This window comes from Flavonifractor porci, assembly GCF_037572415.1.
Lineage (GTDB): Bacteria > Bacillota > Clostridia > Oscillospirales > Oscillospiraceae > Flavonifractor > Flavonifractor porci.
This window is the reverse complement of the sequence record NZ_JBBHLB010000006.1, coordinates 75,982-88,758: the sequence shown is the minus strand read 5'-3', so window position 1 is coordinate 88,758 and position 12,777 is coordinate 75,982. Positions and strand designations below refer to the sequence as shown.

Below are 12,777 nucleotides of genomic sequence, written 5' to 3'. Positions count from 1 at the left end.
GCCTTTATGGCCGCCCGCGGGCGACCACAAGGGTCGCCCCTACAGTCAATCACCGCCTTTTCTCTTGTTGAGGAGAACGAATGATGATTCAGAGAGAGATACTGCAAGAAAACGAGATCCTGGACCGGCTGATCTCCCAGTGCTTTGCGGGCGGAGAGCTGCTCCGGCGGGAGCTGCGGCTTACCGAGGCCCAGGCCGCCTATGTGGCGGGACATTATTGCGCCCAGGTCATTCCCATGGGCGAACATTGGTATGAAATTACCTTCCAGGAGGCATTTTACAATGGCTGCAACTGAATTTGTGCCCGTGCTGCTGGGCTCGGACATCAACGCCTACAGCATGGCCCGGGCCTTCCACGAGGCCTACGGCGTACATTCCGTGGTGTATGGAATGTTTCCCGCCAGCGTGTGCGCCGGCAGCAAGATCATCGACTACCGGGTACGGGAGCACAACGACCGGGTGGACAAGGTGCTGGAGAACGTCACCGAGGTGGCCCGTGAGCACCCGGACAAGAAGATTTTGGTGCTGGGCTGCGGAGACAACTACCTCAACTCCATTTCCGCCAACCTGCCCAACTACCCGGAGAACGTCATCGCTCCCTATGTGGACCTGTCCATGCTGGAGACCCTGATCCACAAGGAGAAGTTCTACGACCTGTGCGACCAGTACGGCATCGACCATCCGGCCACCTACGTCTACCACAAGGGGGAGGGCCACGGCTTTACCCTGCCTTTTGATGGCCCCTTTGTGGTCAAGCCCGCCGAGTCGGATACCTACTGGAAGCATCCCTTCCCCACTCAGAAGAAGGCCTACGTCCTCCAGACTCGGGAGGAAGTGGACCAGGTCATTGACGATATCTACAACGCCGGATATGAGGACTCCCTCATCATCCAGGACTTTATCCCTGGTGACGACAGTTTCATGCGGGTGGTGACCAACTACTCCGGCGCCGACGGCAAGGTGCGCCTCATGTGCGTGGGCCACGTCCTGCTGGAGGAGCACACCGCCCACGCCATCGGCAACCACGCCGTCATCATCACCGAGCCCGAGCCCGAGCTGTGCGAGAAGCTGAAAGACTTCCTGGAGGCCATCCACTTCACCGGCTTCTCCAACTTTGATATCAAGTACGACCAGCGGGACGGCAAGTTCAAGGCCTTTGAGATCAACTGCCGCCAGGGCCGGTCCAACTACTATGTCACCGGGGCGGGCTACAATCTGGCCAAGTACCTGGTGGAGGACCGGGTGTTGGGCAGGGACTGTGAGCTGACCATTACCCGCAACCGCCATCTATGGTGGGTCATTCCCCCCAAGGTGGCCTATGACTATGTGAATCTCCGGTACCACCAGGAGATGAAGGCGCTGGAAAAGGCCAACGCCGTGGTCAACCCCCTGTTCTATAAGCCGGACAACGGCCTGGTGCGTACCCTGCGCATCCTGAAGGGCCAGCGCCGCTATGTGGGCTGGTACGCCTCTTGTATGGAAAAGGTGAAATAATGGAACAACGCTTTGGCATTCTGGGCGGCATGGGCCGCCCCACCCGGCTTGCGCCGTGCGGGGACCCCGGTGATTGGATCTGCTCGGGGCAAGTGAATTGCCCCGGCACCAAGGTTTTGGCCTGCGGCCAAAACGCTTGTAGGGGCCCCATGCCGGAATATGGCAGGAGGTGGCGATATGCCTGAACAACGACTTGGCATCTTGGGCGGCATGGGGCCCCAGGCCACCCAGGACTTTTATCAGCGGATTCTGGACCGCACCGACGCCTCCTGCGACCAGGAGCACCTGCCCACCCTGATCTGGAGCGACACCTCCATGCCCGACCGCACCGCCGCCATTCTGGGGGGCGACGCGGAGGGCTGCTACCGGCGTCTGCTCTCGGGAGCCCGTCTGCTGGAGGGGGGCGGCTGCACTGTGCTGGCCATTCCCTGCAACACCTCCCACTACTTTGCCGATCGGCTTCAGGGGGATATCTCCATCCCTCTCATCCATATGCCCCGGGAGACCGTGGGGGTGCTGGCGGAGGAGGGGCGGCGCAAGGTGGGCATCCTGGCCACCGACGGCACCATCCGCACCGGCGTGTATCAGAAGGAGTGTACCGCCCGGGGCATTGAGGCCGTCTCTCCTCCGGATGAGGTCCAGAAGCTGGTGATGTGCATCATCTACGACGAGATCAAGCGGGGGGAAAAGGGCTCCCGGGAGAAATTCGCCGTCATTGACCGCTGGCTCCGTCAGGCCGGGTGCGACAGCGCCATTCTGGGCTGCACCGAGCTGAGTGTCTACCGCACCTATCACGGCCTGCCCGACCACTATCTGGACGCTATGGACGTGCTGGCTCAGCGGTGTATCACCGCCTGCGGCTACAAGCTGCGGATGGTATAAGCAATGGGCCGATGGCGACATCGGCCCTACAAGTTTCTGGTGGTGAATGACTATGACCGATTTCCGCCGCCCTCTGGGCGACTATGTGCAGCTGCTGCTGCGCCATGACCTGCTGGCCGACAAGGGGCCGGTTCACGCCGACCTGACTGCCCCGGTGGCCCTGGTGTCCTGCGACTCCCAGGTGGTGATTCCCCATACCCTCTTCCTCTGCAAGGGGGCCAAGTTCAAGGAGGACTACCTGCGCCAGGCCATGGACAAGGGTGCCTTCGTGTATGTCAGCGAGATCCCCTATCCCGACGTGCCCCTGCCCTGCCTGCGGGTCACCGACATCCGGCAGGCCATGGGCCTGCTGGCCGATCTGGCCTACGGCCACCCCTCCGGCAAGCTGACCATCACCGGCATCACCGGCACCAAGGGCAAGACTACCACGGCCTACTATATCAAGTCCATCGTGGACACCTGGCTGGCTGCCCAGGGCCACCGGGAGAGCGCCTTGCTCTCCACTATCGTCACCGACGACGGCCTGGAGCGCAAAACCGCCAAGCTGACCACCCCGGAGCCCCTGGACCTGCAGCGACACCTGTCCAATGCAGTCACCGCCGGGGCGGACTACCTCACCATGGAGGTATCCTCCCAGGCCCTGAAGTATGGCCGGGTCATCGGAGTGGACCTGTCCTGCGCCGTATTCCTCAACATCGGCGAGGACCACATCTCCCCGGTGGAGCACCCCGATCTGGAGGACTATCTCCAATCCAAACTGTTGATTTTCCGGCAGGCGAAAACTGCCTGTATTTCCATGGACTGCGATCACGCCCCTGAGGTGGCCCAGGCCGCCGCCCGGTGTGAGAAGGTCATTACCTTCTCCCAGAAGGACCCCGCCGCCGCGGTATACGGCACCAACGTCCGCAAGGAGGGGAACCAGATCGCCTTTCACGTCCGTACCCCCCGGTACGAGGGAGAGCTGGCCATCTCCACCCCCGGCCTGTTCAACGTGGAGAACGCTCTGGCCGCTGTGGCGGTGGCCGAGGCCTACGGCATCCCCCAAAAGACGGTGGAAGAGGGTCTGGTGAATGCTTTCGTCCCCGGCCGTATGGAGCACTATGTCAGCGCCGACAACCAGATCTCCGTCATTGTGGACTACTCCCACAACGGCATGAGCTTGCAGAACGCCCTGCGGTCCGTCCGGACGGAGTATCCCGACCGGCAGCTGACGGTGCTTTTCGGCTGCACCGGCGGCAAGGGCATCGACCGCCGGGAGGGCATGGGCAATGCCGCCGGTGAGTGGGCCCACCGGGTCATCCTCACCGAGGACGATCCCGGCCCCGAGGAGGTGGAGGACATCTGTGCCGACATCGGCGTGTTCCTCAAGCGATGGAACAAGGACTACACCGTCATTCCTAACCGGGAGCGGGCGGTGGAGACCGCCATCCTGGAGGCCCAGCGCCCCGCCGTGGTGCTGCTGGCGGGCAAGGGCTGCGAGATCTTCCAGAAGCGGAAGAACGGCCCCGAGCCCTGCATCCCCGACGGGGTGCTGGCCCGGCAGGCCCTGGACAAGTACGATCGTGACCATGCTGAATAAGGCTTTTGCCGCCGCAGGCGCCGCCGCCTGGGGCGGCTTGCCGTTTTCAGAACTGGCGGAGGACATGACCCCCGAGGCCATCGCAAAGGCAGAACAGCTGTGCCCCAATCCCCGCACCGTGCTGGTGGCCGCCTTCCCCTACTACGCCGGGGACCGGCCCGGAAACCTGTCCCTCTACGCCCGGGGGCGGGATTATCATCAGGCCGTCACCGAAAAGCTGAATACGATCTGTGATATTTTGCGAGATAAATACGAAAATAGGGCGTTTTTGCCTGCCGCCGACAACTCCCCTCTGCCGGAACGGCAGGCGGCCTGGCGGTGCGGCATCGGCCTGCGAGGGAAAAACGGTCTGATGATTTTGCCCCCCTACGGCAGCTATGTGTTCCTGGGCACCATCCTTACCGACGTGGAGTTGGACCTGCCGCCCCGCACTCCGTCCGCCAACTGTGTGGGCTGCGGCAAGTGTCTGAGCGCCTGCCCCGGCGGCGCTCTGGGGGAGAATGGGGTGGACCTGTCCCGCTGTCTGTCCGAACTGACCCAGAAGAAAGGGGAGCTGACCGGGGAAGAGGAGGCTCTGGTGAAGGCCCACTCCCTGATCTGGGGGTGCGATACCTGCCAGCGGGTGTGCCCTTACAACGCCCATCCCGCCCTATCCCCTCTGCCTGAGTTTCGAGAGGGACTGGTGGATACCCTGGACCGGGCCGACCTGGAGGGACTCACCAACCGGACCTTCCGGGAGAAGTACGGCGACCGGGCCTTTGCCTGGCGGGGGCCCGCCCCCCTGCGGCGCAATCTGGAGTGGAAATGAGGCTCTGCCCACCAATGGGGGCAGAGCCTCATTTCCGTGGTGCGTGTGGTCATAAAGGTGAAACTACGGGACGGGTGAATCAACTTTGGAAACAGCAGAGCGAGTTTTGGTTCATTGTCGGTGCCCTAAAGGGGATTCGTGCCATATCCAAATCAGCTAAAAAAGGAAATAAGCAGTAAAAAACAGAGGGATATATGGGGGATATCTCAACCCGTAAGCCGAAATATCGTAAAGAAGTACTGTGGAGGGAGAATGTGGCACACGCTTTGCTAAACTGTTATACAGCGAGAGTCAATGCGTACTTCGGCAATATTACGATAAAGAAAGGGAGAGTATCCATGAACTTTGAACTGACTCAGAACCAGCTGAACGCCCAGAAGATCGCCCGTGATTTTGCTGAGAACACCCTGGCCAAGGATATCCTGACCCGGGACGCCACCGCTGAGTTTCCCCGGGACCTGTATGACGAGATGGGCCGTATGGGCCTGATCGGCATTCCCTATCCTGTGGAGATGGGCGGCCAGGGCGGCGACTATCTGTCCTACATCGTCTCTCTGGAGGAGATCTCCAAGGTGGACGCCTCCATGGGCATCACCTACTCCGTGTCCACTTCTCTGTTCTGCGGCGTGATCATGAATTCCGACCTGCCCGCCGAGAAGAAGGCGGAGTTCATCCGTCCCGTGGCCTCCGGTAAGGCCTTGGGTTCTTTTGCCCTCACCGAGCCCAACGCCGGCTCCGACGCCGCCGGGTGCAAGACCATTGCCGTGAAGGACGGCGACGAGTGGGTCATCAACGGCTCCAAGTGCTTCATCACCAACGGCCCTGTGTCCGACTACTTTGTGGTGTTCACCACCACCGATGTGGCACCCGGCACCAAGGGCATGGCCTGCTTCATGGTGCCCAAGGGCACCCCGGGCTTTGAGCAGGGCAAGCGCCACAACACCATGGGTATCCGCAGCGCCGCCGTGTGCGAACTGTATTTCGACAACTGCCGCGTGCCCGAGTACAACATGGTGGCTGAGCCCGGCAAGGGCTTCGCGCTGGCCATGAAGTCCCTGGACGGCGGCCGCATCGGTGTGGCAGCCCAGGGCCTGGGTATTGCCGAGGGCGCCTTTGAGATCGCCCGCAAGTACATGATGGAGCGGGAGCAGTTCGGCAAGCCCATTGCCAAGCAGCAGAACCTGGCCTTCCGCATGGTGGATATGCAGGTGCAGATCGAGCAGGCCAAGTATATGCTCTACAAGGCCGCCCTGGATAAGCAGGAGGGCCGCCCCTACACCGAGTCCGCCGCCAAGGCCAAGCTGGTGTGCACCGACGCCGCCATGCACGTCACCACCGAGGCGGTCCAGATGCTGGGCGGCAACGGCTTCATGAAGGAGTACCATGTGGAGCGCATGATGCGCGACGCCAAGATCACCCAGATCTATGAGGGCAGCAACGAGATCCAGAAGCTGATCCTCTCCGGCAAGCTGTTTAAGTAAAAACAATGGTGGCCAATGCCCAACACCGGCCGGTGTTGGGCATTGGCCGGTGCAAAAGGAGCGAAAGGAACATGGTAGAACAGATCCGCGACGGGGTCTATCGCATTGGAGTAACGCTGCCTCAGAACCCCCTGCGGGAACTGAACAGCTACGTCATCTGCGGAGAAGGCAGAAATCTGCTCATCGACACCGGCTTTAATCGGCCGGAGTGCCTGGAGGCGCTTCAGGGAGGCATCCGTGAGCTGGGGCTGGACATGGAGCGCACCGACCTCTTTCTCACCCATCTGCACTCCGACCATGTGGGCCTGGCCAGCCAGGTATCGGGCAGAAACAGCCGGATCTACATGAATCCCGTAGACAACGCGGGGATGAACCGGTTCCTGACCCACCCCGACGGCTGGGGGAATCAGGCGCTGCGCTTTCTGAACGAGGGTTTCCCGCCTGAGGAGCTGGCCGTGGTCAAGGAGAACAATCCGGGCCGGAAATACCGGCCGGACTGTGTTCTGGAGGCCATTCCGGTGGAGGACGGCGGGGAGATCCAGGTGGGGGGTATCCGGCTGAAGGGAATCTTCACCCCTGGACATACCCCCGGCCATACCTGCCTCTTCTGGGAGGAGAAGGGGGTACTCTTCACCGGCGACCACGTCCTCTTTGACATCACCCCCAACATCTCCATCTGGGAGGAGCTGCAAAACCCGCTGGCCACCTACTTTGTCAGCCTGGGTAAGATCGCCAAGCTGAAGGTGGACCTCTGCCTGCCCGGCCACCGGGCCACCAACACGGATCTGCAGGGGCGGATCGAAAGCCTGCTCCGCCACCACCAGGTCCGCCTGGAGGAAGTGGTGGGTATTGTGACGGACCAGCCTGGCATCAGCGGCTATGAGGTGGCCAAGCGAATGACCTGGTCCATCCGGGCCAAGGGCTGGGAGGACTTCCCCTCGGGACAGAAGTGGTTTGCCGTAGGCGAGGCCATGACCCATCTGGCCTGTCTGACCGAGCTGGGGGCCCTCCGCAGAGAGGAGCGAGCGGGCGTATCCGCCTACCTGCCCGGCCAGCCGGTGGACATCGCCGCCGCCATCCGGGCCTATTTTGAGGGCCGCGTGAGCCCAAAGTGAATGGGGCGTGGATCGGATATGGATCTGTTGGTCTGTCTCAAGCAAGTACCTGATCTGGCGGCGGGGGTGCCGGACCCGGAGGTGGGGGTGGCCTTTCCCGACCATGTGGAGCAGGTCATCAGCACGCTGGACGGGTACGCTCTGGAGGCTGCCGCGCGGATACAGGACGGCTGCTCCAACTGCTCCATCACCCTGCTCTCTCTGGATGGAGAGGAGGCGCTGCGCAGCGGGTATTCCGTGGCGGGGGAGGAGGTCATGCTGGTCCGGGACCCGGACTTTGAAGGCTCCGACCCGGTGGCCAAAGGCATGATCCTGGCGGCGGCGGCTGAGGAGCTGGAACGCCGCCGGGGGCGGACCTTTGACCTGATCCTCTGCGGACAGCAGTCGGCCGATATGGGCAGCGGACTTACCGGCCCCTCTCTGGCTGAGGCGCTGAGACGCCCCGCGGTGGGCGGTGTGCTTGCGGCTATCCCTGCCGACGGCGGTTTCCGCCTGGAACGGGAGACCGGTCGGGGCGTCCAGACGGTGGAGGCGCCCTGGGGCAGTGTGGCGCTGGTGACCCGGTCTGACCACCCCCTGCGCTATCCAACGATTTTACGCAATATGATGGCTGTGGAGATGGAAGTGCCCGTGCTCCACAAAAAAGACCTGTCCGCTGTGGATCTGACCGCCGTTGGCCGGGCGGGGGCACGGGTGCATACCATAAAGCGCTTTGCGCCCACCGCGAAGGCGGATGCCGTGCGGATCAGCGCATCTTCCGGCGAGGCGGCGGCACTGGAGCTGCTGCATGGGCTGGAGCGGGCCAGGGTACTTTGAGGAGGTGGGCAACATGGAAGGAAAGCAGGATGTCTGGATCTGGCTGGAAGACGTTGACGGGTCCTGTACCGGGCTGGAACTGGTCACTCCGGGGAGAACGCTGGCCCAGTGGCTGGGCGGGAGCCTGACCGCGGTAGCCATAGGCGGGGCGGTGGACGAGTTGCTTGGAGCCGCCGTCGGGTCCGGCGTGGATAAGATCGTGGCGGTGGAGGGGGAAGAATACGCGGTCTATCAGACGGACGTATATGCCGCCGCCCTGGGTATTCTGGTGGAGCGTCACCGGCCCGCGGTGATCCTGTTTTCCGCCGATCAGACCGGGCGGGAGCTGGCCGCGGCGGTGGCCGCGGCCCTGAAAGTGGGCCTGGCTCAGGATGCGGTGGCGCTGGAGGCAGCCGATACCGGCAGCGTTCTCTTCACCCGGCCGGTGCTGGGCGGCAAGCAGATGGTGACTCAGATCTGCGGTCCCGGCCTGCCCCAGATCGGGACTGTGCGTCCCGGAGCCTTCCGCCGTGCGGCCGCTTTTTTTGAAGCCCCCCCTCCCACTGTGGTGCGGGAAACCATCCATGTGCCGCCCTCTCCGCTGCGTGTCGCCCATCAGATCAGAGCCGCAGTACAGGATAAAGTGGATCTGGAGGGGGCTGAGATCATCCTTGCCGGTGGGCGGGGACTGGGCGGTCCCAAAGGCTTTGACCTGCTCCGTGAGGCGGCTAAAATATTGGGGGCCCAGGTGGCGGCCTCCCGTGCGGCGGTGGACCTGGGATGGATCTCCCATGCCCACCAGGTGGGACAGACCGGAAAGACCGTGGCCCCACGGCTGTACATCGCCTGCGGTATCTCAGGGGCCATGCAGCATCTGGCCGGGATGAGCGGGTCGGATGTGATCGTGGCCATCAACAAAGACCCCAGAGCCCCTATTTTTCAGGTGGCCGACTATGGAGTGGAGGGCGATCTCTACCAGGTCCTTCCGCCCTTTGTGGAAGCATGGAAAAACCGATGAGCGCATTTGCGCGGGATGATAAGAATTGTCAGGAGGATCATTATGAAAGAATTGTATGTGGTTAACTGCTGCCGTACTGCCATGGGTTCCTTCGGCGGCTCTCTCACCAACACCTCTTCCGTGGAGCTGGGCGCCATCGTGGTGAAGGAGGCCCTGCACCGGGCCGGTGTAAAGCCCGAGCAGGTGGACGAGGTCATGTTCGGCAACGTGCTCACTGCCGCCCAGGGCCAGAACGTGGCCCGCCAGGTGGCCGTAAAGGCCGGCATCCCTTACTCTGTTACCGCTTACACTGTGGGCATGGTGTGCGGCTCCGGCATGAAGTCCATGATTGAGGCAGCCCGCACCATCCTGGCCGGTGACGCCGACATCATTGTGTGCGGCGGTACCGAGAATATGTCCGCCGCTCCCTACGCTCTGCCCGCCGAGCGCTGGGGCGCCCGTATGGGCGACAAGAAGGTGGTGGACACCATGATCAAGGATGGCCTGTGGGATGCCTACAACAACTACCACATGGGCACCACCGCTGAGAATGTGGCTGACGTGTGGGGCATTACCCGTGAGGAGATGGACGCCTTTGCCGCCGCCTCCCAGCAGAAGACCGAGGCTGCCCAGGCCGCCGGTAAGTTTGCGGCTGAAATCGTGCCCGTCATGGTGAAAAAGAAGAAGGAAATGGTGGAGTTCAAGGTGGACGAGTTCCCCAAGGCCGGGGTCACCGTGGAGGGCATCTCCAAGCTGAAGGGGGCTTTCCCCGCCGGTCCCGAGGGCGTGGAGGACGAGATCATCCATACTTTTGAGCCCGCCCAGGTCCATGGGGACGATGCCCGCAAGCACGTCCAGCGGGTCACCGCCGCCAGCTCCTCCGGTATCAACGACGGCGCCGCCGCCATCGTGCTGGCCTCCGGCGAGGCCGTGGAGAAGTACGGCCTGAAGCCCATGGCCAAGCTGATCGGCTGGGGCCAGGGGGGCGTGGACCCCAAGATCATGGGCGTGGGCCCTGTGCCCGCCTCCCGTCAGGCCCTGGCCAAGGCCGGGCTGACCATCGAGGACATCGACTTGGTGGAGGCCAACGAGGCCTTTGCCGCTCAGTCCATCGCCGTGGCCCGTGAGCTGGGCTTCGACATGGAGAAAGTCAACGTCAACGGCGGCGCCATTGCCCTGGGTCACCCCGTAGGCGCTTCCGGCGCCCGCATTATCGTTACCCTGCTGCATGAGATGCTCAAGCGGCCCGAGGCCAAGCGGGGCCTGGCCACCCTGTGCATCGGCGGCGGCATGGGCGTGGCCTCCGTGTTTGAGAAGTGCTGAGGGCTGTGGACATGAGTTTTGTGAAGCTGGAAAAGCAGGGCCACGTTGGCGTGGTGACCATTGACCGGCAGGAGGCGCTGAACGCGCTGAACAGCCAGGTTCTGAGCGATCTGGACGCGGTCATCGATCAGGTGGCTGCCGACGACGAGATCTATGTGATGATCCTCACCGGCGCGGGCCGTTCCTTTGTGGCGGGCGCTGATATCGGCGAGATGAAGAACTTCTCTTCCATCGACGGCAAGAAGTTCGGCGTGCACGGCGGCGGTGTGTTCCTGAAGCTGGAGAATATGGCCAAGCCGGTCATTGCCGCCATCAACGGTTTTGCTCTGGGCGGCGGCTGTGAGCTGAGCATGGCCTGCGATATCCGTCTGGCCAGTGAGAAGGCCAAGTTTGGTCAGCCCGAGGTGGGCCTGGGTATCACCCCTGGCTTTGCCGGTACTTAGCGGCTGCCCCGCATCGTGGGCATCTCCAAGGCCATGGAGCTGATCCTGACCGCCAAGGTCATCAAGGCCGACGAGGCCAAGGCCATCGGCCTGGTCAGCGAGGTCTATCCCGCCGAGGAGCTGATGGATAAGGCCATGGAGCTGGCCAACGCCATCTGCGCCAACGCTCAGATCGCCGTGCAGGAGTCCAAGCGCTGCATCCGCATGGGTATGCAGACCGACATCGCCACCGGCTCCGCCTTCGAGGCCGAGGCTTTCGGCGTCTGCTGCGGCACCGCCGACAAGGACGAAGGCATGGGCGCTTTCCTGGAGAAGCGCGCTGAGAAGCACTTCCAGAACAAGTAAGCTGACCGGAAGTGAGTACTTACCCGGCCCATGGCTGAGTCCCCGGCGCTTGCGCCGTCAAGCGTTTTGGCCTGTGGCCAAAACCTTGAAATCGACGGAATTCACTTCCGGCGATTTGAGTGAGATCATGGGGTCCCCGCGCGGTGCGCAGCACCGGGTGGGGGGATGGCATGGGCGCTTTCCTGGAGAAGCGCGCTGAGAAGCACTTCCAGAATAAGTAGGCTATCCGGAAGTGAGTACTTACCCGGCCCATGGCTGAGTCCCCGGCGCTTGCGCCGTCAAGCGTTTTGGCCTGTGGCCAAAACCTTGAAATCGACGGAATTCACTTCCGGCGATTTGAGTGAGATCATGGGGTCCCCGCGCGGTGCGCAGCACCGGGTGGGGGGATGGCATGGGCGCTTTCCTGGAGAAGCGCGCTGAGAAGCATTTCCAGAACAAGTAAGCTGACCGGAAGTGAGTACTTACCCGGCCCCTGCTGCCGGGTCCCAGCCGCGGTTCAGCAGCGGACGGATCACCGGCCGCAGGACGAGACCGGAGAGCACCTCTGGGCATGGCGGGCAGCACAGCACAGAGGCCCTCTCCGGCTCAGATATCAGTTCAATCATCCGTTTGGAGGGTTTATTATGAGCGCCAAAATTGTTGTAATCGGCAGCGGCACCATGGGCCTGGACATTGCTCAGGCCTTTGCCAAGAAGAACTTTGACGTTGTGGTGCGTGATATCAGCGACGACATTATTAAGGCCTCCGAGGCCCGCCTGAACAAGGGCCTGGACAAGCTGGTGTCCAAGGGCAAGATGGACGAGGCCGGCAAGGCCGAGCTGCTGAGCCACATGACCTTTACCACCGATATGGGCCTGGCCGCCGACGCCGACCTGGTGGTGGAAGCCGCTGTGGAGAACCTGGACATTAAGAAGAGCATCTTTGCCGAGCTGGACAGCATCTGCAAGCCTGAGACCATTCTGGCCTCCAATACCTCTTCCATCTCCATCACCGCCATTGCCGCCGCTACCAAGCGCCCCGACAAGTTCATCGGTATGCACTTCTTTAACCCCGCCACCGTGATGAAGCTGGTGGAGGTCATCCGGGGTGCCCACACCTCCGATGAGACCTATCAGGCCGTGCACGACATCTCCGTGGCCATCGGTAAGGAGCCTGTTGAGGTGAACGAGGCCCCCGGCTTCGTGGTCAACAAGATCCTGATCCCCATGATCAACGAGGGCATCGATCTGCTGTACACCGGCGTGGCTACCGCCGAGGGCATTGACACCGCCATGAAGCTGGGCTGCAACCATCCCATGGGCCCCCTGGCTCTGGGCGATCTGATCGGCCTGGACGTGTGCCTGGCCATCATGGACACCCTGTACAACGAGACTCACGATCCCAAGTACCGCGCCTCTCTGCTGCTGCGGAAGATGGTGCGCGCCGGCAAGCTGGGCCGCAAGACCGGCATCGGCTTTTTCCGGTATTAAGTTTGAGGTGACTTCCTAATTCCCCTTTCTCCCCTTTACAGCAGAA

Annotated in this window: 11 protein-coding genes and 1 pseudogene; all 12 read left to right on the top strand. The window is 62.4% G+C overall.

Features of this window, described 5'->3' with window-relative positions; all coding sequences use genetic code 11:
- Positions 1-80 precede the first annotated feature (80 nt).
- The 12 genes and pseudogenes from WHJ28_RS07200 to WHJ28_RS07145 all read left to right on the top strand — a co-directional run bounded on the left by WHJ28_RS07200 (position 81) and on the right by WHJ28_RS07145 (position 12,731).
- Positions 81-296, top strand: coding sequence for a hypothetical protein (locus WHJ28_RS07200; RefSeq protein ID WP_340041088.1), 216 nt, complete (start codon positions 81-83; stop codon positions 294-296).
- Positions 283-1,494, top strand: coding sequence for a carboxylate--amine ligase (locus WHJ28_RS07195; protein WP_340041086.1), 1,212 nt, complete (start codon positions 283-285; stop codon positions 1,492-1,494). The genes WHJ28_RS07200 and WHJ28_RS07195 overlap by 14 nt, the downstream gene beginning before the upstream one ends.
- Positions 1,495-1,671: 177 nt before the next feature.
- Positions 1,672-2,376: a cysteate racemase gene (gene cuyB / locus WHJ28_RS07190; protein ID WP_340041084.1), complete on the top strand. Its 705-nt coding sequence runs from the start codon at positions 1,672-1,674 to the stop codon at positions 2,374-2,376.
- A 52-nt stretch (positions 2,377-2,428) separates the two neighbouring features.
- Positions 2,429-3,955 carry a Mur ligase family protein gene (locus WHJ28_RS07185; protein WP_340041082.1) on the top strand — a complete coding sequence of 509 codons (1,527 nt, stop codon included), beginning with the start codon at positions 2,429-2,431 and terminating at the stop codon, positions 3,953-3,955.
- A complete protein-coding gene (locus tag WHJ28_RS07180; RefSeq protein WP_340041307.1) occupies positions 3,945-4,763 on the top strand; it encodes an epoxyqueuosine reductase in 819 nt (272 codons plus the stop codon). Before WHJ28_RS07185 ends, WHJ28_RS07180 begins: the two co-directional genes overlap by 11 nt.
- A 338-nt stretch (positions 4,764-5,101) precedes the next feature.
- On the top strand, positions 5,102-6,244 hold the full coding sequence (locus WHJ28_RS07175; protein WP_340041080.1) for an acyl-CoA dehydrogenase family protein: 1,143 nt from the start codon (positions 5,102-5,104) through the stop codon (positions 6,242-6,244).
- A gap of 71 nt (positions 6,245-6,315) precedes the next feature.
- Positions 6,316-7,359, top strand: a complete 1,044-nt coding sequence (locus WHJ28_RS07170; RefSeq protein WP_340041078.1) for an MBL fold metallo-hydrolase — start codon at positions 6,316-6,318, stop codon at positions 7,357-7,359.
- Between the two features lie 18 nt (positions 7,360-7,377).
- Complete coding sequence (locus WHJ28_RS07165; RefSeq protein ID WP_340041076.1) at positions 7,378-8,175, top strand: electron transfer flavoprotein subunit beta/FixA family protein; 798 nt, start codon at positions 7,378-7,380, stop codon at positions 8,173-8,175.
- Positions 8,176-8,188: 13 nt separating this feature from the next.
- The gene (locus tag WHJ28_RS07160; protein ID WP_340041074.1) at positions 8,189-9,172 is read left to right on the top strand and encodes an electron transfer flavoprotein subunit alpha/FixB family protein; all 984 of its coding nucleotides are present in this window, start codon (positions 8,189-8,191) and stop codon (positions 9,170-9,172) included.
- Between the two features lie 42 nt (positions 9,173-9,214).
- The gene (locus tag WHJ28_RS07155; protein WP_340041072.1) at positions 9,215-10,474 is read left to right on the top strand and encodes an acetyl-CoA C-acetyltransferase; all 1,260 of its coding nucleotides are present in this window, start codon (positions 9,215-9,217) and stop codon (positions 10,472-10,474) included.
- 5 nt (positions 10,475-10,479) lie between these two features.
- Positions 10,480-11,262 (top strand): annotated as a pseudogene (locus WHJ28_RS07150) (enoyl-CoA hydratase-related protein).
- Positions 11,263-11,885: 623 nt separating this feature from the next.
- On the top strand, positions 11,886-12,731 hold the full coding sequence (locus tag WHJ28_RS07145; RefSeq protein ID WP_340041070.1) for a 3-hydroxybutyryl-CoA dehydrogenase: 846 nt from the start codon (positions 11,886-11,888) through the stop codon (positions 12,729-12,731).
- Positions 12,732-12,777 lie beyond the last annotated feature (46 nt).

What these genes read in the sequence shown, in the direction of transcription:
- WHJ28_RS07200 (WP_340041088.1), top strand. Translation starts at nt 81, where the DNA reads ATGATGATTCAGAGAGAGATACTGCAAGAAAACGAGATCCTGGACCGG.
- WHJ28_RS07195 (WP_340041086.1), top strand. Translation starts at nt 283, where the DNA reads ATGGCTGCAACTGAATTTGTGCCCGTGCTGCTGGGCTCGGACATCAAC.
- cuyB (WP_340041084.1), top strand. Translation starts at nt 1,672, where the DNA reads ATGCCTGAACAACGACTTGGCATCTTGGGCGGCATGGGGCCCCAGGCC.
- WHJ28_RS07185 (WP_340041082.1), top strand. Translation starts at nt 2,429, where the DNA reads ATGACCGATTTCCGCCGCCCTCTGGGCGACTATGTGCAGCTGCTGCTG.
- WHJ28_RS07180 (WP_340041307.1), top strand. Translation starts at nt 3,945, where the DNA reads ATGCTGAATAAGGCTTTTGCCGCCGCAGGCGCCGCCGCCTGGGGCGGC.
- WHJ28_RS07175 (WP_340041080.1), top strand. Translation starts at nt 5,102, where the DNA reads ATGAACTTTGAACTGACTCAGAACCAGCTGAACGCCCAGAAGATCGCC.
- WHJ28_RS07170 (WP_340041078.1), top strand. Translation starts at nt 6,316, where the DNA reads ATGGTAGAACAGATCCGCGACGGGGTCTATCGCATTGGAGTAACGCTG.
- WHJ28_RS07165 (WP_340041076.1), top strand. Translation starts at nt 7,378, where the DNA reads ATGGATCTGTTGGTCTGTCTCAAGCAAGTACCTGATCTGGCGGCGGGG.
- WHJ28_RS07160 (WP_340041074.1), top strand. Translation starts at nt 8,189, where the DNA reads ATGGAAGGAAAGCAGGATGTCTGGATCTGGCTGGAAGACGTTGACGGG.
- WHJ28_RS07155 (WP_340041072.1), top strand. Translation starts at nt 9,215, where the DNA reads ATGAAAGAATTGTATGTGGTTAACTGCTGCCGTACTGCCATGGGTTCC.
- WHJ28_RS07145 (WP_340041070.1), top strand. Translation starts at nt 11,886, where the DNA reads ATGAGCGCCAAAATTGTTGTAATCGGCAGCGGCACCATGGGCCTGGAC.